General features: G+C 47.3%; 30 protein-coding genes and 1 pseudogene. 7 read left to right on the top strand and 24 right to left on the bottom strand.

Annotated features, from left to right (window positions below; translation table 11 throughout):
- Genes hflD through rluE form a run of 4 tightly spaced genes read right to left on the bottom strand, consistent with a single transcriptional unit; the run spans position 1 to position 2,962 of the window.
- A complete protein-coding gene (gene hflD, locus EAS44_RS15300) occupies positions 1 to 642 on the bottom strand; it encodes a high frequency lysogenization protein HflD (RefSeq protein WP_001295971.1) in 642 nt (213 codons plus the stop codon).
- Positions 643 to 677: 35 nt separating this feature from the next.
- The gene (mnmA, locus tag EAS44_RS15295) at positions 678 to 1,784 is read right to left on the bottom strand and encodes a tRNA 2-thiouridine(34) synthase MnmA (protein WP_001298466.1); all 1,107 of its coding nucleotides are present in this window, start codon (positions 1,782 to 1,784) and stop codon (positions 678 to 680) included.
- Between the two features lie 53 nt (positions 1,785 to 1,837).
- On the bottom strand, positions 1,838 to 2,299 hold the full coding sequence (gene nudJ / locus EAS44_RS15290; protein WP_000476093.1) for a phosphatase NudJ: 462 nt from the start codon (positions 2,297 to 2,299) through the stop codon (positions 1,838 to 1,840).
- A 9-nt stretch (positions 2,300 to 2,308) separates the two neighbouring features.
- The gene (rluE, locus tag EAS44_RS15285; RefSeq protein ID WP_001248695.1) at positions 2,309 to 2,962 is read right to left on the bottom strand and encodes a 23S rRNA pseudouridine(2457) synthase RluE; all 654 of its coding nucleotides are present in this window, start codon (positions 2,960 to 2,962) and stop codon (positions 2,309 to 2,311) included.
- A gap of 171 nt (positions 2,963 to 3,133) precedes the next feature.
- On the opposite strand from rluE, the gene icd reads away from it, so the two are divergent.
- Positions 3,134 to 4,384, top strand: a complete 1,251-nt coding sequence (gene icd, locus EAS44_RS15280; protein ID WP_000444487.1) for an NADP-dependent isocitrate dehydrogenase — start codon at positions 3,134 to 3,136, stop codon at positions 4,382 to 4,384.
- Positions 4,385 to 4,497: 113 nt separating this feature from the next.
- Here icd and EAS44_RS15275 read toward each other — a convergent pair whose 3' ends face one another.
- From EAS44_RS15275 to EAS44_RS15200, 15 genes and pseudogenes are all read right to left on the bottom strand, one after another.
- Positions 4,498 to 5,640, bottom strand: a complete 1,143-nt coding sequence (locus tag EAS44_RS15275) for a site-specific integrase (protein WP_000741335.1) — start codon at positions 5,638 to 5,640, stop codon at positions 4,498 to 4,500.
- Positions 5,630 to 5,866 carry an excisionase gene (locus EAS44_RS15270; protein ID WP_000088653.1) on the bottom strand — a complete coding sequence of 79 codons (237 nt, stop codon included), beginning with the start codon at positions 5,864 to 5,866 and terminating at the stop codon, positions 5,630 to 5,632. The genes EAS44_RS15275 and EAS44_RS15270 overlap by 11 nt, the downstream gene beginning before the upstream one ends.
- 139 nt (positions 5,867 to 6,005) lie before the next feature.
- Positions 6,006 to 6,245, bottom strand: a complete 240-nt coding sequence (locus EAS44_RS15265; RefSeq protein WP_000490213.1) for a DUF4222 domain-containing protein — start codon at positions 6,243 to 6,245, stop codon at positions 6,006 to 6,008.
- Positions 6,229 to 6,555, bottom strand: a complete 327-nt coding sequence (locus EAS44_RS15260) for an ASCH domain-containing protein (protein ID WP_000002139.1) — start codon at positions 6,553 to 6,555, stop codon at positions 6,229 to 6,231. Before EAS44_RS15260 ends, EAS44_RS15265 begins: the two co-directional genes overlap by 17 nt.
- On the bottom strand, positions 6,555 to 6,776 hold the full coding sequence (locus EAS44_RS15255; RefSeq protein ID WP_000763374.1) for a TraR/DksA family transcriptional regulator: 222 nt from the start codon (positions 6,774 to 6,776) through the stop codon (positions 6,555 to 6,557). Before EAS44_RS15255 ends, EAS44_RS15260 begins: the two co-directional genes overlap by 1 nt.
- Before the next feature lie 98 nt (positions 6,777 to 6,874).
- A pseudogene (locus tag EAS44_RS25775) lies at positions 6,875 to 7,086 on the bottom strand (cell division protein ZapA).
- A 76-nt stretch (positions 7,087 to 7,162) separates the two neighbouring features.
- Positions 7,163 to 7,354 carry a DUF1382 family protein gene (locus tag EAS44_RS15245; RefSeq protein WP_000548516.1) on the bottom strand — a complete coding sequence of 64 codons (192 nt, stop codon included), beginning with the start codon at positions 7,352 to 7,354 and terminating at the stop codon, positions 7,163 to 7,165.
- Positions 7,327 to 7,509 carry a DUF1317 domain-containing protein gene (locus EAS44_RS15240; protein WP_000149537.1) on the bottom strand — a complete coding sequence of 61 codons (183 nt, stop codon included), beginning with the start codon at positions 7,507 to 7,509 and terminating at the stop codon, positions 7,327 to 7,329. The genes EAS44_RS15245 and EAS44_RS15240 overlap by 28 nt, the downstream gene beginning before the upstream one ends.
- A complete protein-coding gene (locus EAS44_RS15235) occupies positions 7,506 to 8,186 on the bottom strand; it encodes a lambda exonuclease family protein (RefSeq protein ID WP_000186848.1) in 681 nt (226 codons plus the stop codon). Before EAS44_RS15235 ends, EAS44_RS15240 begins: the two co-directional genes overlap by 4 nt.
- The gene (gene bet, locus EAS44_RS15230) at positions 8,183 to 8,968 is read right to left on the bottom strand and encodes a phage recombination protein Bet (protein ID WP_000100847.1); all 786 of its coding nucleotides are present in this window, start codon (positions 8,966 to 8,968) and stop codon (positions 8,183 to 8,185) included. Before bet ends, EAS44_RS15235 begins: the two co-directional genes overlap by 4 nt.
- 5 nt (positions 8,969 to 8,973) lie before the next feature.
- Positions 8,974 to 9,270 (bottom strand): host-nuclease inhibitor Gam family protein, encoded by a 297-nt coding sequence (locus EAS44_RS15225; protein ID WP_000995434.1) that lies wholly within the window; start codon positions 9,268 to 9,270, stop codon positions 8,974 to 8,976.
- Positions 9,271 to 9,345: 75 nt separating this feature from the next.
- Positions 9,346 to 9,489: a host cell division inhibitory peptide Kil gene (gene kil, locus EAS44_RS15215; RefSeq protein ID WP_000372923.1), complete on the bottom strand. Its 144-nt coding sequence runs from the start codon at positions 9,487 to 9,489 to the stop codon at positions 9,346 to 9,348.
- The gene (locus EAS44_RS15210) at positions 9,458 to 9,622 is read right to left on the bottom strand and encodes a protease FtsH-inhibitory lysogeny factor CIII (protein ID WP_001198860.1); all 165 of its coding nucleotides are present in this window, start codon (positions 9,620 to 9,622) and stop codon (positions 9,458 to 9,460) included. The genes kil and EAS44_RS15210 overlap by 32 nt, the downstream gene beginning before the upstream one ends.
- A gap of 72 nt (positions 9,623 to 9,694) precedes the next feature.
- Positions 9,695 to 10,063, bottom strand: a complete 369-nt coding sequence (locus EAS44_RS15205; protein WP_000065374.1) for a DUF2528 family protein — start codon at positions 10,061 to 10,063, stop codon at positions 9,695 to 9,697.
- A gap of 182 nt (positions 10,064 to 10,245) precedes the next feature.
- The gene (locus EAS44_RS15200) at positions 10,246 to 10,446 is read right to left on the bottom strand and encodes an antirestriction Ral family protein (protein ID WP_000213979.1); all 201 of its coding nucleotides are present in this window, start codon (positions 10,444 to 10,446) and stop codon (positions 10,246 to 10,248) included.
- A 213-nt stretch (positions 10,447 to 10,659) separates the two neighbouring features.
- Here EAS44_RS15200 and EAS44_RS15195 point away from each other — a divergent pair, with 213 nt between their 5' ends.
- A complete protein-coding gene (locus tag EAS44_RS15195; protein ID WP_001066170.1) occupies positions 10,660 to 11,241 on the top strand; it encodes a super-infection exclusion protein B in 582 nt (193 codons plus the stop codon).
- A gap of 16 nt (positions 11,242 to 11,257) precedes the next feature.
- Here EAS44_RS15195 and EAS44_RS15190 read toward each other — a convergent pair whose 3' ends face one another.
- The 5 genes from EAS44_RS15190 to EAS44_RS15170 all read right to left on the bottom strand — a co-directional run bounded on the left by EAS44_RS15190 (position 11,258) and on the right by EAS44_RS15170 (position 14,008).
- The gene (locus EAS44_RS15190) at positions 11,258 to 11,530 is read right to left on the bottom strand and encodes a hypothetical protein (protein WP_000088199.1); all 273 of its coding nucleotides are present in this window, start codon (positions 11,528 to 11,530) and stop codon (positions 11,258 to 11,260) included.
- Positions 11,508 to 11,690 (bottom strand): hypothetical protein, encoded by a 183-nt coding sequence (locus tag EAS44_RS15185; protein WP_000438342.1) that lies wholly within the window; start codon positions 11,688 to 11,690, stop codon positions 11,508 to 11,510. Before EAS44_RS15185 ends, EAS44_RS15190 begins: the two co-directional genes overlap by 23 nt.
- A 276-nt stretch (positions 11,691 to 11,966) precedes the next feature.
- Positions 11,967 to 12,719 (bottom strand): DUF1828 domain-containing protein, encoded by a 753-nt coding sequence (locus tag EAS44_RS15180; RefSeq protein ID WP_000968518.1) that lies wholly within the window; start codon positions 12,717 to 12,719, stop codon positions 11,967 to 11,969.
- Complete coding sequence (locus EAS44_RS15175; protein WP_001062368.1) at positions 12,716 to 13,273, bottom strand: hypothetical protein; 558 nt, start codon at positions 13,271 to 13,273, stop codon at positions 12,716 to 12,718. Before EAS44_RS15175 ends, EAS44_RS15180 begins: the two co-directional genes overlap by 4 nt.
- Before the next feature lie 39 nt (positions 13,274 to 13,312).
- Positions 13,313 to 14,008 (bottom strand): LexA family protein, encoded by a 696-nt coding sequence (locus tag EAS44_RS15170; RefSeq protein WP_001302016.1) that lies wholly within the window; start codon positions 14,006 to 14,008, stop codon positions 13,313 to 13,315.
- A gap of 75 nt (positions 14,009 to 14,083) precedes the next feature.
- Here EAS44_RS15170 and EAS44_RS15165 point away from each other — a divergent pair, with 75 nt between their 5' ends.
- The 5 genes from EAS44_RS15165 to EAS44_RS15145 all read left to right on the top strand — a co-directional run bounded on the left by EAS44_RS15165 (position 14,084) and on the right by EAS44_RS15145 (position 16,654).
- On the top strand, positions 14,084 to 14,299 hold the full coding sequence (locus EAS44_RS15165) for a helix-turn-helix transcriptional regulator (protein WP_000067727.1): 216 nt from the start codon (positions 14,084 to 14,086) through the stop codon (positions 14,297 to 14,299).
- 141 nt (positions 14,300 to 14,440) lie between these two features.
- The gene (locus EAS44_RS15160; protein WP_000442609.1) at positions 14,441 to 14,737 is read left to right on the top strand and encodes a CII family transcriptional regulator; all 297 of its coding nucleotides are present in this window, start codon (positions 14,441 to 14,443) and stop codon (positions 14,735 to 14,737) included.
- A gap of 32 nt (positions 14,738 to 14,769) precedes the next feature.
- A complete protein-coding gene (locus EAS44_RS15155; RefSeq protein WP_000185431.1) occupies positions 14,770 to 15,669 on the top strand; it encodes a replication protein in 900 nt (299 codons plus the stop codon).
- A complete protein-coding gene (locus EAS44_RS15150) occupies positions 15,666 to 16,367 on the top strand; it encodes a replication protein P (RefSeq protein ID WP_000788872.1) in 702 nt (233 codons plus the stop codon). The genes EAS44_RS15155 and EAS44_RS15150 overlap by 4 nt, the downstream gene beginning before the upstream one ends.
- Positions 16,364 to 16,654 (top strand): protein ren, encoded by a 291-nt coding sequence (locus tag EAS44_RS15145; protein WP_000145927.1) that lies wholly within the window; start codon positions 16,364 to 16,366, stop codon positions 16,652 to 16,654. Before EAS44_RS15150 ends, EAS44_RS15145 begins: the two co-directional genes overlap by 4 nt.
- Positions 16,655 to 16,698 lie beyond the last annotated feature (44 nt).

Raw genomic sequence — 16,698 nt, 5'->3', positions numbered from 1 at the left:
TCACAACTCCGGGGTTAAATGAGCAAGAATTTGTTTTGCCTGAGTGGTCAGGCGATTACGAGAAAACATCAGTTGCAGACGACCGCCGCCGACCTGGTGCCAGAGCACGGCGGCGCGAATGCCTGCCAGCAGGGTTGCGCGAACTTTCGCCTGCACCTGTGGGCTTTGCAGTACAGCAGGGGAACCAGTGACCTGAATGCGCGGGCCAAGCGGGCTGATAACATCAACATAGATGGCAGCCATCGCGCTCATCAGCGTTTCGGACTGTAAATCGAAGTGTTCGAGCTGGCGTTGCAGGCCGTTGATCCGGTTGCCCAGAGTGTCGAGCGCACCTTTCGCTGAGGAGAGTTTGCGCTCAAGCACCATCAGACTGAGTGTGTAGCGGGTTAATTCGGCGTTTAAGCCCTGGCGACTGCTGGCATTGAGTACGCCGAGCAAGGTTTCCAGCCCGACGCGCAGGTTGGCTTCGCTACCGCCAAAAACCGCCAGCGTTGAGCTGGGGTTCATATCGATAATACTGTTGAGTGAGACGTGTAGCGCATCGCCATCACAATGCCCCTGGTGAGCGAGTTGTTGCACCAGGCGTGCCGACTGACAAATACCGGCAAGGGCGAGGGTGATGTCATAGTAATTCTTTGCCACGTTCACTGCTTCCTTGTTTTAAGTAAAGATAATAATCAGACCGGCAGCGGCAGACGCTGCTCAATAATACCGCCACCGAGGCACACTTCACCGTTATAGAAAACGGCAGACTGGCCCGGCGTCACGGCGGCAACCGGCTCATCGAAAATCACTTCAATGCGATCAGCGTCCAGCGCCTTGACGGTGCACGGGATGTCGGTCTGGCGATAGCGGGTTTTTACTGTGCAACGCATAGTACCGGTGAACGGCTCGCGATCGACCCAGTGCAGCTGCTGGGCAATCAGACCGACAGACATCAGACGCGGGTGTTCATGGCCTTGCGCAACAATCAGAATGTTGTTTTCGACGTCTTTATCGACCACATACCACGGTTCTTCGGTGCCGTCTTTGGTGCCACCGATACCCAGACCTTTACGCTGACCGAGGGTGTGATACATCAGCCCCTGGTGCTCACCAATTTCATCGCCATCGACGGTAATGATTTTGCCCGGTTGCGCCGGGAGATAACGGCCCAGGAACTCGCGGAATTTACGCTCGCCGATAAAGCAGATACCGGTAGAGTCTTTTTTCTTCGCGGTGACCAGACCGAGATCTTCAGCAATCTTACGCACCTGCGGTTTTTCCAGTTCGCCGACCGGGAACAGGCTTTGCGCAATTTGCTCATGGCTGAGCGTATAAAGGAAGTAGCTCTGGTCTTTATTGCTGTCCAGGCCACGCAGCAGGCGGCTCTTGCCATCGACATCTGCCCGACGTACGTAATGACCGGTAGCGATATAATCGGCACCTAAATCTTCGGCGGCAAATTCGAGGAAAGCTTTAAATTTGATCTCTTTGTTGCACAGAATATCCGGATTTGGCGTGCGACCGGCTTTATATTCGGCAAGGAACAGTTCGAAGACGTTGTCCCAGTACTCGGCAGCAAAGTTAACGGTGTGCAGTTCAATGCCGAGCTTGTCGCAGACAGCCTGGGCATCAGCCAGATCCGCTGCCGCTGTGCAATATTCCTCACCGTCGTCTTCTTCCCAGTTCTTCATAAACAGGCCTTCGACCTGATATCCCTGTTGTTGCAACAGCCAGGCAGAAACGGAGGAATCGACACCGCCGGACATGCCGACGATTACTTTTTTTGCGGTTTCAGACATTGGATCACTCACGACATTGAACTTCAAGGCGGCGTATTCTATCACGCAGCCTTTTAGATGACACCCTTTGTAAAAGGCCAGTTAAAATCGCCAATCATCTCCAGCGGATAGCGTTGCCCGCTTTGATAACAACGAATACTTTCCGCCACCAGCGGCGAACGAAGATTTGACGCCTGTAAAATTTCTTCGGCGCTGACCCAACGGCAGCAGTCGATATCGCTGTCATGAGGCTGCGTCGGGCATATTTGCTCAAGCTCAATGGCAAAGAGGAAACGCAAAAACGGCGTTTTATCCGGCGCAATCCACTGATGCATACGAATAAAGTGTTGCGGCTGCGCGCTAATGCCGGTTTCTTCCCACAGCTCACGGGCGGCGGCTTCCACTAAGGTTTCATCGGCTTCCAGGTGCCCGGCAGGTTGGTTCCATAACGCTTTACCATTAATCGTCTCTTCAACGACTAAAAATTTGCCTTCTGCGTGCACCACGCAGGCAACGGTAACGTGCGGTTTAAACATTTTGCATCCTTAATCTGTCGCGTCTCGCCATTCGCCATTGGCAAGATTATCCAAAGAGTAATCCCCCATCGCATAGCGAATCAGTCGCAGCGTGGGGAAACCAACATGGGCGGTCATGCGGCGCACCTGGCGATTACGTCCCTCATATAAGGTGATCTTCAGCCAGCTGGTGGGAATACTTTTGCGCTCACGAATTGGTGGATTCCGCGGCCATAACCACGCGGGTTCTTCAACCAGCTCCGCGCCTGCGGGCAGGGTAGGGCCATCATTTAAGGTTACGCCATTGCGCAAGGCTTCAAGTGCGTCTTGTGTGGGAATACCTTCCACCTGCACATAATAGATTTTTCCGGTGCGTTTACCCGGCTGGGTTAAACGCGCCTGCAACGCGCCGTTATTGGTCAGCACCAGTAACCCTTCGCTGTCGCGGTCGAGACGACCTGCCGCATACACCCCCTGAACCGGGATGAATTCTTTTAATGTTTTGCGTCCGGCTTCATCGGTGAACTGCGGAAGAACATCGTAGGGTTTATTGAACAGGATCACACGCGTGGGCTGGTTTTCAGGTTTACGCCTGGTAGAACGTTGCGAGCTGAATCGCTTAACCTGGTGATTTCTAAAAGAAGTTTTTTGCATGGTATTTTCAGAGATTATGAATTGCCGCATTATAGCCTAATAACGCGCATCTTTCATGACGGCAAACAATAGGGTAGTATTGACAAGCCAATTACAAATCATTAACAAAAAATTGCTCTAAAGCATCCGTATCGCAGGACGCAAACGCATATGCAACGTGGTGGTAGACGAGCAAACCAGTAGCGCTCGAAGGAGAGGTGAATGGAAAGTAAAGTAGTTGTTCCGGCACAAGGCAAGAAGATCACCCTGCAAAACGGCAAACTCAACGTTCCTGAAAATCCGATTATCCCTTACATTGAAGGTGATGGAATCGGTGTAGATGTAACCCCAGCCATGCTGAAAGTGGTCGACGCTGCAGTTGAGAAAGCCTATAAAGGCGAGCGTAAAATCTCCTGGATGGAAATTTACACCGGTGAAAAATCCACACAGGTTTATGGTCAGGACGTCTGGTTGCCTGCTGAAACCCTTGATCTGATTCGTGAATATCGCGTTGCCATTAAAGGCCCGCTGACCACTCCGGTTGGTGGCGGTATTCGCTCTCTGAACGTTGCCCTGCGCCAGGAACTGGATCTCTACATCTGCCTGCGTCCGGTACGTTACTATCAGGGCACTCCAAGCCCGGTTAAACACCCTGAACTGACCGATATGGTTATCTTCCGTGAAAACTCGGAAGACATTTATGCGGGTATCGAATGGAAAGCAGACTCTGCCGACGCTGAGAAAGTGATTAAATTCCTGCGTGAAGAGATGGGCGTGAAGAAAATTCGCTTCCCGGAACATTGCGGTATCGGTATTAAGCCGTGTTCGGAAGAAGGCACCAAACGTCTGGTTCGTGCAGCGATCGAATACGCAATTGCTAACGATCGTGACTCTGTGACCCTGGTGCACAAAGGCAACATCATGAAGTTCACCGAAGGCGCGTTTAAAGACTGGGGCTACCAACTGGCGCGTGAAGAATTTGGCGGTGAACTGATCGACGGCGGCCCGTGGCTGAAAGTTAAAAACCCGAATACCGGCAAAGAGATCGTCATTAAAGACGTGATTGCTGATGCATTCCTGCAACAGATCCTGCTGCGTCCGGCTGAATATGATGTTATCGCCTGTATGAACCTGAACGGTGACTACATTTCTGACGCCCTGGCAGCGCAGGTTGGTGGTATCGGTATCGCCCCTGGCGCAAACATCGGTGACGAATGCGCCCTGTTTGAAGCCACCCACGGTACTGCGCCGAAATATGCCGGACAGGACAAAGTAAACCCAGGCTCTATTATTCTCTCCGCTGAGATGATGCTGCGCCATATGGGTTGGACTGAAGCGGCTGACCTGATTGTTAAAGGTATGGAAGGCGCAATCAATGCCAAGACCGTAACCTATGACTTCGAACGTCTGATGGAAGGCGCTAAACTGCTGAAATGTTCAGAGTTTGGTGACGCGATCATCAAGAATATGTAATCACTACATGTGTTAAATATTGAAACGGGCGTATAACACGCCCGTTGTTTTATGATGATGTAAAATCTTCCCCAAAACTTTCCCCAAAACCCTTCCCCAAAACTGGCTATTTTCTATGCTGTTTTGATATCTACGATAATCCAGTCTTTACCACGATCATCATTGTATCGGTCGGTCATTTTTCTGGATTTATGGCCTAACAACTTTTGCGTATCCAGACCCTGTTCCCGATATAACCGTTCTGACAGAGATCGCTGCTCATGAAATGTGGGCGCAGTTCCTTGCTCCCATTTTATGCCACATTTTTCCCGGGCCTTTTTAAAAGCCGTTGTCAGAGTATTCGCAGAAACCTGGTCTCCTCTGTTTGCTTGAGAGGTAGTGTGACGGTAATGGACCAGATATTTACTAACAACAGCATCCCTGCACTGAGATATAACTTCACGAAGGGTAATATTCAGAGCATCGCATTTCAGGTTAAGCGGAATAGCAAGTTTTGAACCGGTTTTTTCCTGAGTAATGTGCAACATGTCGTCCCATATATCAGAGAATTTCAAATTGCAGATATCGCCTAAACGTTGTCCAGTAACAAGAGCAAGTAGCATGCCGCATTTTAAATAGGGCTGCCGTCTGCTTACGCTGTCAAATATTGCCTGCCATTCGGGCAGTGACAATCTTTGGCGGTTTACTCGATTTCGTGGTTGTTTTGTTGCCTGCGCTGGGTTAAATCCTGGCGGAACATGTCCTGCGTGTTGTGCTTCTTTGAAGACGTCGATCAACACCATTCTCACGACTTGCGCCATCCTGTTATGACCTTCAGCCTTTACAGCATCAATTATTTCGGCAATATCAAGTGCGGTAATATCCTTGAGGTGTTGCATTCCACAATGCTCACGGAAAAGACGAATGGGTTTGCCTTTTTGCCGATAGGAGTTGGGTCTTAGTTCATTATGTTGCAGCCTGTCCTCTTGGATAGAAATATATTTATCAAGCCATTCTGTCACCGTAATGTCTGAGCGCCTGCCTTTCATTCTTTCCAGACGCTCATTGACGCTTAATATTTGTCTGGTACGTTGTTCAGCAATAATGGTATTTGCTTCAGTAGCAACTTGTTTTGCTTCATTCTCATCAGTTCCTAAGCTATGAAAACGACCGGATAGTGGATGTTTGTATTGCCAATATACCTTTCCGGTTCGCTTATCTAATTTGCAATATAAATTGGGTATAGAGATTTTGTGAGATCGGGGTCTAGCAGCCATCAGCGATTATCCTTTGGAGTTTTGGGTTTGCGTTTATTGGGAGTTGCGGTTCTGCAAGCGTTCCTACAAAACGGGAATTTCGGTCAATCATCCAGTAGCGACCAACTTTTATAGCGGGTGGGGCCATCATTTTCCCTTGCGCGTATTTTTTCAGAACTCGCTCACTTGGTGCTAAGTCCCCAAATTCTTCTTTAGCCCAGTCCTGTAAAGTGATTAGTCGAGACATTTGTCCTCCTCTTAGCTGCTGAGGGAGTTTGTGACCGATATATCTGACATGATATTAAGCTCATGGCAGGTACATCTCTTGACTGGTCATAGAGATAAATTTAATGCTGAGAAATGCAGTATTGAATTTATCAATTTTTCTATTTCCTGCGCATGTCACGTAACTTCTTAATGTGTTCTGCCGTTTCGATCTCTTCTGCTATCCGATCTGCATCAGCTTTATTCACAGGTTCAAAGTCATGATTAAAGCGGAACATGCTGGCGATACATGTTCTGCCTTTTCGGATGTAGTGAACTTTGTTGTGGGTAGAACGCAGGATTTTGCAGGGAGTGCCGTGGTGGTCGACGTACCAGGTGTTAGGGTCAATCACTCTGAACATTCTTGACCTTGTGTTGTGCGGATTGATATTCAGTGCTGATATTCACCTTTATAGCGAACACCTTTACCGGTTTATCGCCAAAGTGCGGATGTGTGATTGTCTTCACTTCATATCCGTCATACGGAACATCAATTCTGCGACTGGAATCGTCGCGCTTCGGATATCCCTTTGTGATAATCAGGCGGTCATATTCCCGGAACATAATTCGCTTATTCCAGTAGTCATTACACAAGCGATACTCTTCCGTTTTCTCTCCGCGAATCATGGCATCGAAGTATTCACTTTTAACAGCAAGTTGCAGGTTAGCCATCACTTAATCCCCCTTTGTTTGCGGATAAGCTCCAGATCTTGCTGGCAACTGGCGCAAGTCCGACAACCCTGAACGGCCAGGCGTCTTCGTTCATCTATCGGATCGCCACACTCACAACAATGAGTGGCAGATACAGCCAGGTAGTTCAGGCGGCGCATTTTTATTGCTGTGTTGCGCTGTAATTCTTCTATTTCTGATGCTGAATCAATGATGTCTGCCATCTTTCATTAATCCCTGAACTGTTGGTTAATACGCTTGAGGGTGAATGCGAACAATAAAAAAGGAGCCTGTAGCTCCCTGATAATTTTGCTTTTCATGTTCATCGTTCCTTAAAGACGCCGTTTAACATGCCGATTGCCAGGCTTAAATGAGTCGGTGTGAATCCCTTCAGCGTTACCGTTTCGCGGTGCTTCTTCAGTACGCTACGGCAAATGTCATTGACGTTTTTGGAAACTGCTGTCTGACTTTTTTGATTTCAGAATTAGCCTGACGGGCAATGCTGCGAAGGGCGTTTTCTTGCTGAGGTGTCACTGAACAAGCCCCATGTCGGCAAGCATAAGCACACAGAATATGAAGCCCGCTGCCAGAAAAATGCATTCAGTGGTTGTCATACCTGGTCTCTCTCATCTGCTTCTGCTTTCGCCACCATCATTTCCAGCTTTTGTGAAAGGGATGTGGCTAACGTATGAAATTCTTCGTCTGTTTCTGCTGGTATTGGCACAAACCTGACTCCAATTTGAGCAAGGCTATGTGCCAAATCAATACTCGTTCTTAACTCAACAGGAGATGCTTTGTGCATACCGCCCCCCGTTTATTATTTATCTCCTCAGCCAGCCGCTGGGCTTTCAGCGGATTTCGGATAACAGAAAGACCGTGAAATACCCAGCCTCGCTTTGTAACGGAGTAGACGAAAGTGATCGCGCCTACCCGGATATTATCGTGAGGATGGGTCATCGCCATTGCTCTCCAAATACAAAACCAATTTCAGCCAGTGCTTCGTCCATTTTTTCGATGAACTCCGGCACCATCTCGTCAAAACTCGCCATGTACTTTTCATCCCGCTCAACCACGACATAATGCAGGCCTTCACGCTTCATTCGTGGGTCATAGTTGGCAAAGTACCAGGCATCTTTTCGTGTCACCCACATGCTGTACTGCACCTGGGCCATGTAAGCCGACTTTATGGCCTCGAAACCACCGAGCCGGAACTTCATGAAATCCCGGGAGGTAAACGGGCATTTCAGCTCAAGGCCATTGCCGTCACTGCATAAACCATCGGGAGAGCAGGCGGTGCGCATACTTTCGTCGCGATAGATGATCGGGGATTCAGTAACATTCACGCCGGAAGTGAATTCAAACAGGGTTCTGGCGTCGTTCTCGTACTGTTTTCCCCACGCCAGCGCCTTAGCATTAACTTCCGGAGCCACACCGGTGCAAACCTCAGCCAGCAGGGTGTGGAAGTAGGACATTTTCATGTCAGGCCACTTCTTTCCTGAGCGGGGCTTTGCTATCACGTTGTGAACTTCTGAAGCGGTGATGACGCCGAGCCGTAATTTGTGCCATGCATCATCCCCCTGTTCGACAGCTCTCACGTCGATCCCGGTACGCTGCAGGATAATGTCCGGTGTCATGCTGCCACCTTCTGCTCAGTGGCTTTCTGTTTCAGGAATCCAAGAGCTTTCACTGCTTCGGCCTGTGTCAGTTCTGACGATGCGCGAATGTCGCGGCGAAATATCTGGGAACAGAGCGGCAATAAGTCGTCATCCCATGTTTTGTCCAGGGCAATCAGCAGAGTGTTAATCTCCTGCATGGTTTCATCGTTAACCGGAGTGATGTCGCGTTCCGGCTGACGTTCTGCAGTGTATGCGGTATTTTCGACAATGCGCTCGGCTTCATCCTTGTCATAGATACCAGCAAATCCGAAGGCCAGACGGGCACACTGAATCATGGCTTTATGCCGTAACATCCGTTTGGGATGCGACTGCCACGGCCCCGTGATTTCTCTGCCTTCGCGGGTTTTGAATGGTTCGCGGCGGCATTCATCCATCCACTCGGTAACGCAGATCGGATGATTGCGGTCTTTGCGGTAAATCCGGCATGTACATGATTCATTGTCCTGCTCAAAGTCCATACCATCAAACTGCTGGTTTTCATTGATGATGCGGGACCAGCCATCAACGCCCACCACCGGAACAATGCCGTTCTGCTTATCAGGGAAGGCGTAAATTTCTTTCGTCCACGGATTAAGGCCGTACTGGTTGGCGACGATCAACAATGCGATGAACTGCGCATCGCTGGCATCACCTTTAAATGCCGTCTGGCGAAGAGTGGTGATCAGTTCCTGTGGGTCGACAGAATCCATGCCGACACGTTCAGCCAGCTTCCCTGCCAGCGTTGCGAGTGCTGTACTCATCCGTTTTATACCTCTGAATCAATATCAGCCTGATGGTGAGCAATGGTTTCAACTATGTACCGGATGTGTTCTGCCATGCGCTCCTGAAACTCAACATCGTCATCAAACGCACGGGTAATGGCTTTTTTGCTGGCCCCGTGGCGTTGTAAATGATCGATGCATAGCGATTCAAACAGGTGCTGGGGCAGGCCTTTTTCCATGTCGTCTGCCAGTTCTGCCTCTTTCTCTTCACGGGCGATCTGCTGGTAGTGACGCGCCCAGCTCTGAGCCTCAAGACGATCCTGAATGTAATAAGCGTTCATGGCTGAACTCCTGAAAATGGCTGTGAAAATATCGCCCGCGAAATGCCAGGCTGATTAGGAAAACAGGAAAGGGGGTTAGTGAATGCTTTTGCTTGATCTCAGTTTCAGTATTAATATCCATTTTTTATAAGCGTCGACGGCCTCACGAAACATCTTTTCATCGCCAATAAAAGTGGCGATAGTGAATTTAGTCTGGATAGCCATAATTGTTTGATCCATTTTTTGGGACTCCTGGCTGATTAAGTATGTCGATAAGGCGTTTCCATCCGTCACGTAATTTACGGGTGATTCGTTCAAGTAAAGATTCGGAAGGGCAGCCAGCAACAGGCCACCCTGCAATGGCATATTGCATGGTGTGCTCCTTATTTATACATAACGAAAAACGCCTCGAGTGAAGCGTAATTGGTATGCGGTAACGCCGCGCTCAGGCGGCCTTGATAGTCATATCATCTGAATCAAATATTCCTGATGTATCGATATCGGTAATTCTTATTCCTTCACTACCATCCATTGGAGGCCATCCTTCCTGACCATTTCCATCATTCCAGTCGAACTCACACACAACACCATATGCATTTAAGTCGCTTGAAATTGCTATAAGCAGAGCATGTTGCGCCAGCATGATTAATACAGCATTTAATACAGAGCCGTGTTTATTGAGTCGGTATTCAGAGTCTGACCAGAAATTATTAATCTGGTGAAGTTTTTCCTCTGTCATTACGTCATGGTCAATTTCAATTTCTATTGATGCTTTCCAGTCGTAATCAATGATGTATTTTTTGATGTTTGACATCTATTCATATCCTCATAGATAAAAAATCGCCCTCACACTGGAGGGCAAAGAAGATTTCCAATAATCAGAACAAGTCGGCTCCTGTTTAGTTACGAGCGACATTGCTCCGTGTATTCACTCGTTGGAATGAATACACAGTGCAGTGTTTATTCTGTTATTTATGCCAAAAATAAAGGCCACTATCAGGCAGCTTTGTTGTTCTGTTTACCAAGTTCTCTGGCAATCATTGCCGTCGTTCGTATTGCCCATTTATCGACATATTTCCCATCTTCCATTACAGGAAACATTTCTTCAGGCTTAACCATGCATTCCGATTGCAGCTTGCATCCATTGCATCGTTTGAATTGTCCACACCATTGATTTGTATCAATAGTCGTAGTCATACGGATAGTCCTGGTATTGTTCCATCACATCTTGAGGATGCTCTTCGAACTCTTCAAATTCTTCTTCCATATATCACCTTAAATAGTGGATTGCGGTAGTAAAGATTGTGCCTGTCTTTTAACCACATCAGGCTCGGTGGTTCTCGTGTACCCCTACAACGAGAAATCGGATAAACTCTATTCACCCCTACAGAGAGCAAAAGAGAAACGCCGATGAACAACTCATGGTGGCAGGAACTAATGCATTTTTTCCTGCAAGGAATGACACTTAAACAGTTGATTCATATGCTAATCATCCTGATCATATTGATTATTGTTATGCCGGTAAGCGTAAAAGAATGGATAAACCTGCATAATCCAGAAATCCTTCCTCATTACTGGATGTATTACATCCTGTTGTTTTGCGTTAGCTATGTGCTTAACGGCGTTGTTAATTCCGCTTATCACGCTGTGACTGAAAGAATTGAGGTATTCGCTGCTCAGAAGCGCAAATCTAAAGAAGAAAAATATGTGCAAGATTTGTTTGATTCGTTAACTCTTGGAGAAAGAGCGTATTTGGCATTCGCTGTAGCCGCTAATAACCAGCTACAAACGGAAAAGGGCGCTCATGAATCAATTTCATTGCTCAAAAAAGGACTCCTCGTTCGAAGGCCTCCTGCTGTTGGATATCCTGATACCGACCGTTTCGTTATCCCTGAAAGCTATAGACATGAGTGCTACATTAGGTTTGCCGGGAAGGCAGACAGCCTTATGGATGAACTTATCGCTCAGGATAAGCATGGCAAAAACAAGTAATTAGCAAATGAATTTATCATCTCGCCGTCAGTTGTTTTGATTTCCGGTAGCCTGCCGCGTAAAGAGCTACGTTCGGAAGACAAGTTGAACCTTCATATTTTCTGGTCAACGTTGTCAGAGTTATCACTTCTGCTCTCATTGCTGGTTTGAGCTTGCATTGCAAGACCACTCGTGAAGGGGTTGGCCTGTGTAGCTTGTCGGAGCTGATCGCCTCCTGACTTTGCAGATTTGCGCGACGAGCTCTACGGCGAGAAGCTGCGGTGCCTTTAAATTCTGTTTTTCTGGACATGGATTCCTCCCGAATAAACTTTGGCGATGCAATCTCGAAGCTCCTCCTGAGACGGTTGCTTCGGCATTGCATCCCACAGCTTATGTGGTTGGGTGATCTGGCTTTTCAGCCACGTAGTCGAGAGTCGACGTTGTTTAAAGAGCCTGCCAGTCTGTTCCATTTGGCTTCCAGCGTCCTGCTGACGGTTAAATAGTACGATATGTACTTTACAAGATCAATACAATTTGTTGTAAGTTGGCGTGGTTTTTTATAACGCTTTGTATTTAATAGTGTTGTTTTTTAGCGTGGATGTATTGCCTCGGCGATGTAAGGAGAGATCAGAATTGCGTGGTTTAGTGGGTTGCATCTATTTATTTTTCAATAAATATAATTGGTTATGTGTTTTTAGGTGGGCGAACGTGAGGCAAAGAAAACCCGGCGCTGAGGCCGGGTTGTATTATGCTGCAAGTCTCTTAACCCAAGTCTCTCTTTTGGAGAATGGTAGAACTTGGCTTGATTCATGGAAGAGTAAGGAGAGTTGTTGCATTTGATCACCAATTGCTTCGCTGTCTATAACAACAAATCTGTTGTTATACTCCTCACTTGAAGCTTTAAGATCAATTAGTTTCCCAAGCAATGAGTAAGCACTATTCCAGCTTCCTCCGTGTTTCACGCTTGATGTAAAAACGTATTTAGGTATGTCGGTTTTTATTGTTACAGGGACGGTAATTTGATGTCCACTCAAGCCATATACGTTTTCACGAAGAGAAAGTGCGTCTCTAAGCTCTGTGTGATATAGATAATCAATAACCATACTTTCAAACTTTTCAGCTTGAACTGGCTGATACCAGTCTAACGACAAAGTTGATGCGAGTATACCAGCTCTAATTATGTTCGATGTAATCGCACCGACATCCTTTTCTGTTGCCCAAGCAATGATTTCTCCTCGAGCATTGAGTTCTGCGCCTTCTTTAAGCAGTAATTGTCGTATCTCATCAAGTCGTTTTTTGGTAAGCGAGATCCCTCTTGCCTCCATATTCATTAAGGCATCGCATCTGTCACTAACTAAATACCTACCATTGACTTCACGGATAAAGGCACCGACATGCTCTCCATCATCACAGTAAGTGAATGGACTGATAATTCTCAAGGTCTTGCCTATTGGATGGCATTCGAAACCTAGTTGTGAGATCACTGTTGAGCACATCATATTCCAAACCCCATTTGCCCCGACTCATCTTCAAGCGGTAAAGGTATTCTCCCAGAGTAAGTTATGTTCAGATGTTTACAGAAGTAATTCCAATACCCTACCAGGTCATCTGGGTTTATGTCATCTTCGATTGGAAACGCTATTCTATCACTATAGTATCCAGCTTCTTCATAGTATACATGGTAGTGAGCACCGTAAATGATATCTTGGTACTTCGGATGATCGACCTTGTAACTATTCGTGTGTTTGTCAAAGTGATAGGTATCTACCGCGAAAACCCTCTTGTTATGATAGAAAGCAATAATATTTATTTTAGGGTAAGAAATCGGGTCATCAGGTTCTGAATCCTGATCTGGTTTCCATTTCAGTTCAAACTTTAGCCCTTGTATAGGTATACAATCCTCATCCAAGGGGATGATATGGGCTTGTAGCCACATATCAGAGCGACTTGGTTTCTGTTTCCATTTAACGCCAGAAAAGTTAACTATTTTTTTACAATAAAGTACTTTATCAACTTCTACTTGGCTTGGCTGATAATCATCTATTTTTGCCAATGTTTACCGCCCTGTAAATTGTAGATAAAAGTGGTTTCATCACCCAAACGTCTCTTCAGGCCATTGGCTGGCGATAACTTTCCCCACAACGGAACAACTCTCATTGCATGGGATCATTGGGTATTGTGGGTTTAGTGGCTGTAGAAACACCTGACCGCTATCCCTGATCAGTTTCTTGAAGGTAAATTCATCACCACCAAGTCTGGCTATGCAGAAATCGCCGGGCTCAACAGCTTGCTCAGGGTCAACCAGAATTAACATCCCGTCAGGAAAGCTGGGTTTGGAACCTGTTGGTGCGGTCATTGAGTTACCTTCAACCTCAAGCCAGAATGCAGAGTCACTGGCTTTTTTGGTTGTGCTTACCAATCTCTCCGCATCGCCTTTGGTAAAGGTTCTGAGTTCTGGAGAGAACATCCCAGCCTGAACATGAGAAAAAACAGGGTACTCATATTGTTTTTTAACTGGGGCCGATGAGTATTCGCCAACAGGTGAAAATGTCCCGTCGTGGTTGAATGATATGTTATCAATACCAAGGTATTTAAACACCACACCAATATCACTAAGAGATGGATGACGAGATCCGCGCAACCAGTGTCCAATCCCACCCTGCGTCATACCTAGCTCTTCGGCTAACTTCTCTTGAGTTATGCCGAGCTCTTTCATTCTGGATCTAGCCAGTTCATACCATTTCATTTTCATGTCCTTATTATTACGCTCTGTACTGGAACCATCCATGCACAATGTGTATTTTTACTTGTATTCGCAAAGTACATATTGTATTTTTTTATTCGTGTTTACTATGGAGGGCATATGAGCAACCTACGAAAATATCGAGAGTCACTGAATATCTCTCAAACAACACTTGCTAAGGCAGTTGGATGCACACAGGGAGCTATCGGACATTGGGAATCTGGTCGTCGCTTCCCAGACCTTAAAACATGCCGTGCTCTTGTTGCGTGCCTAAACAAGTTAGGCGCAAAAGTCAGTCTTGATGACGTGTTCCCGCCGGAACACAAAGCCGCTTAATAAGCGGATCCGCTCTTTGTAACAACGGACATTCGTCCTACGTCGCTGAAAAGCGAGTTCCAAGATATCTGACCAACTAAGGCCATATGCGTTTCCACGCATACCTTTCAACTAACTATTCACTATTGGAAATCTTAAGAAATGGAAAGAACAAGTTACAGCAAACTATCACAGCGTGACGTTGATCGCGCAGAAACAGATTTACTTATCAATCTGTCAGCTATTACCCAGCGCGGTCTGGCAAAGATGATTGGCTGTCATGAATCGAAGATAAGCAGAACGGACTGGAGATTTATTGCTTCGGTCTTGTGTGCTTTCGGAATGGCATCAGACATCAGTCCGATTAGCAGGGCTTTTAAGTATGCGCTTGATGGACTCACCAATAAAAAACGCCCGGCGGCAACCGAGCGTTCTGAACAAATCCAGATGGAATTCTGAGGTCATTACTGGATCAATCCACAGGAGTCATTATGACAAATACAGCAAAAATACTCAACTTCTGCAGAGGTAACTTTGCCAAACAGGAGCGTAATGTGGCAGATCTCGATGATGGTTACGCCAGACTATCAAATATGCTGCTTGAGGCTTATTCAGGCGCAGATCTGACCAAGCGACAGTTTAAAGTGCTGCTTGCCATTCTGCGTAAAACCTATGGATGGAATAAACCAATGGACAGAATCACCGATTCTCAACTTAGCGAGATTACAAAGTTACCCGTCAAACGGTGCAATGAAGCCAAGTTAGAACTCGTCAGAATGAATATTATCAAGCAGCAAGGCGGCATGTTTGGACCAAATAAAAACATCTCAGAATGGTGTATCCCTCAAAACGAGGGAAAATCCCCTAAAACGAGGGATAAAACATCCCTCAAATTGGGGGATTGCTATCCCTCAAAACAGGGGGACACAAAAGACACTATTACAAAAGAAAAAAGAAAAGATTATTCGTCAGAGAATTCTGGCGAATCCTCTGACCAGCCAGAAAACGACCTTTCTGTGGTGAAACCGGATGCTGCAATTCAGAGCGGCAGCAAGTGGGGGACAGCAGAAGACCTGACCGCCGCAGAATGGATGTTTGACATGGTGAAGACCATCGCGCCATCAGCCAGAAAACCGAATTTTGCAGGGTGGGCTAACGATATCCGCCTGATGCGTGAACGTGACGGACGTAACCATCGCGACATGTGTGTACTGTTCCGCTGGGCATGCCAGGACAACTTCTGGTCCGGTAACGTGCTGAGCCCGGCCAAACTCCGCGACAAGTGGACCCAGCTCGAAATCAACCGTAACAAGCAACAGGCAGGTGTGACAGCCTGCAAACCAAAACTCGACCTGACAAACACTGACTGGATTTACGGGGTGGATTTATGAAAAACATCGCCGCACAGATGGTTAATTTTGACCGTGAGCAGATGCGTCGGATCGCCAACAACATGCCGGAACAGTACGACGAAAAGCCGCAGGTACAGCAGGTAGCGCAGATCATCAACGGTGTGTTCAGCCAGTTACTGGCAACTTTCCCGGCGAGTCTGGCTAACCGTGACCAGAACGAACTGAACGAAATCCGCCGCCAGTGGGTTCTGGCTTTCCGGGAAAACGGGATCACCACAATGGAACAGGTTAACGCAGGAATGCGCGTAGCCCGTCGGCAGAATCGACCATTTCTGCCATCACCCGGGCAGTTTGTTGCATGGTGCCGGGAAGAAGCATCCGTTATCGCCGGACTGCCAAACGTCAGCGAGCTGGTTGATATGGTTTACGAGTATTGCCGGAAGCGAGGCCTGTATCCGGATGCAGAGTCTTATCCGTGGAAATCGAACGCGCACTACTGGCTGGTTACCAACCTGTACCAGAACATGCGGGCCAATGCGCTGACTGACGCGGAATTACGACGCAAGGCTGCCGATGAACTGACCTGTATGACAGCGCGAATTAACCGTGGTGAGACGATACCTGAACCAGTAAAACAACTTCCTGTCATGGGCGGCAGACCTCTAAATCGTGTTCAGGCGCTGGCGAAGATCGCAGAAATTAAAGCTAAGTTAGGACTGAAAGGAGCAAGTGTATGACGGGCAAAGAGGCAATTATTCATTACCTGGGGACGCATAATAGCTTCTGTGCGCCGGACGTTGCCGCGCTAACAGGCGCAACAGTAACCAGCATAAATCAGGCCGCGGCTAAAATGGCACGGGCAGGTCTTCTGGTTATCGAAGGTAAGGTCTGGCGAACGGTGTATTACCGGTTTGCTACCAAGGAAGAACGGGAAGGAAAGATGAGCACGAACCTGATTTTTAAGGAGTGTCGCCAGAGTGCCACGATGAAACGGATATTGGCGGTATATGGAGTTAAAAGATGACCATCTACATCACTGAGCTAATAACAGGCCTGCAGGTAATCGCA

The organism is Escherichia coli DSM 30083 = JCM 1649 = ATCC 11775 (genome assembly GCF_003697165.2).
GTDB lineage: Bacteria > Pseudomonadota > Gammaproteobacteria > Enterobacterales > Enterobacteriaceae > Escherichia > Escherichia coli.
This window is presented reverse-complemented; position numbering and strand designations above follow the sequence as displayed.

Excerpts from the sequence above, each read along its gene's own strand:
- icd (WP_000444487.1), top strand. The coding sequence starts at position 3,134 with ATGGAAAGTAAAGTAGTTGTTCCGGCACAAGGCAAGAAGATCACCCTG.
- EAS44_RS15200 (WP_000213979.1), bottom strand. The coding sequence starts at position 10,446 with ATGACTACGACTATTGATACAAATCAATGGTGTGGACAATTCAAACGA.
- EAS44_RS15160 (WP_000442609.1), top strand. The coding sequence starts at position 14,441 with ATGGAAAGAACAAGTTACAGCAAACTATCACAGCGTGACGTTGATCGC.
- nudJ (WP_000476093.1), bottom strand. The coding sequence starts at position 2,299 with ATGTTTAAACCGCACGTTACCGTTGCCTGCGTGGTGCACGCAGAAGGC.
- EAS44_RS15145 (WP_000145927.1), top strand. The coding sequence starts at position 16,364 with ATGACGGGCAAAGAGGCAATTATTCATTACCTGGGGACGCATAATAGC.
- EAS44_RS15210 (WP_001198860.1), bottom strand. The coding sequence starts at position 9,622 with ATGCAATATGCCATTGCAGGGTGGCCTGTTGCTGGCTGCCCTTCCGAA.
- EAS44_RS15195 (WP_001066170.1), top strand. The coding sequence starts at position 10,660 with ATGAACAACTCATGGTGGCAGGAACTAATGCATTTTTTCCTGCAAGGA.
- EAS44_RS15235 (WP_000186848.1), bottom strand. The coding sequence starts at position 8,186 with ATGACACCGGACATTATCCTGCAGCGTACCGGGATCGACGTGAGAGCT.
- mnmA (WP_001298466.1), bottom strand. The coding sequence starts at position 1,784 with ATGTCTGAAACCGCAAAAAAAGTAATCGTCGGCATGTCCGGCGGTGTC.
- EAS44_RS15275 (WP_000741335.1), bottom strand. The coding sequence starts at position 5,640 with ATGGCTGCTAGACCCCGATCTCACAAAATCTCTATACCCAATTTATAT.
- EAS44_RS15265 (WP_000490213.1), bottom strand. The coding sequence starts at position 6,245 with ATGTTCAGAGTGATTGACCCTAACACCTGGTACGTCGACCACCACGGC.
- EAS44_RS15155 (WP_000185431.1), top strand. The coding sequence starts at position 14,770 with ATGACAAATACAGCAAAAATACTCAACTTCTGCAGAGGTAACTTTGCC.
- EAS44_RS15240 (WP_000149537.1), bottom strand. The coding sequence starts at position 7,509 with ATGACCCATCCTCACGATAATATCCGGGTAGGCGCGATCACTTTCGTC.
- EAS44_RS15260 (WP_000002139.1), bottom strand. The coding sequence starts at position 6,555 with ATGGCTAACCTGCAACTTGCTGTTAAAAGTGAATACTTCGATGCCATG.
- bet (WP_000100847.1), bottom strand. The coding sequence starts at position 8,968 with ATGAGTACAGCACTCGCAACGCTGGCAGGGAAGCTGGCTGAACGTGTC.
- EAS44_RS15180 (WP_000968518.1), bottom strand. The coding sequence starts at position 12,719 with ATGATGTGCTCAACAGTGATCTCACAACTAGGTTTCGAATGCCATCCA.
- EAS44_RS15245 (WP_000548516.1), bottom strand. The coding sequence starts at position 7,354 with ATGCACAAAGCATCTCCTGTTGAGTTAAGAACGAGTATTGATTTGGCA.
- EAS44_RS15190 (WP_000088199.1), bottom strand. The coding sequence starts at position 11,530 with ATGTCCAGAAAAACAGAATTTAAAGGCACCGCAGCTTCTCGCCGTAGA.
- EAS44_RS15205 (WP_000065374.1), bottom strand. The coding sequence starts at position 10,063 with ATGTCAAACATCAAAAAATACATCATTGATTACGACTGGAAAGCATCA.
- rluE (WP_001248695.1), bottom strand. The coding sequence starts at position 2,962 with ATGCGGCAATTCATAATCTCTGAAAATACCATGCAAAAAACTTCTTTT.
- EAS44_RS15170 (WP_001302016.1), bottom strand. The coding sequence starts at position 14,008 with ATGGATGGTTCCAGTACAGAGCGTAATAATAAGGACATGAAAATGAAA.
- EAS44_RS15150 (WP_000788872.1), top strand. The coding sequence starts at position 15,666 with ATGAAAAACATCGCCGCACAGATGGTTAATTTTGACCGTGAGCAGATG.
- EAS44_RS15165 (WP_000067727.1), top strand. The coding sequence starts at position 14,084 with ATGAGCAACCTACGAAAATATCGAGAGTCACTGAATATCTCTCAAACA.
- EAS44_RS15270 (WP_000088653.1), bottom strand. The coding sequence starts at position 5,866 with ATGTCTCGACTAATCACTTTACAGGACTGGGCTAAAGAAGAATTTGGG.
- kil (WP_000372923.1), bottom strand. The coding sequence starts at position 9,489 with ATGGATCAAACAATTATGGCTATCCAGACTAAATTCACTATCGCCACT.
- EAS44_RS15255 (WP_000763374.1), bottom strand. The coding sequence starts at position 6,776 with ATGGCAGACATCATTGATTCAGCATCAGAAATAGAAGAATTACAGCGC.
- EAS44_RS15225 (WP_000995434.1), bottom strand. The coding sequence starts at position 9,270 with ATGAACGCTTATTACATTCAGGATCGTCTTGAGGCTCAGAGCTGGGCG.
- EAS44_RS15185 (WP_000438342.1), bottom strand. The coding sequence starts at position 11,690 with ATGGAACAGACTGGCAGGCTCTTTAAACAACGTCGACTCTCGACTACG.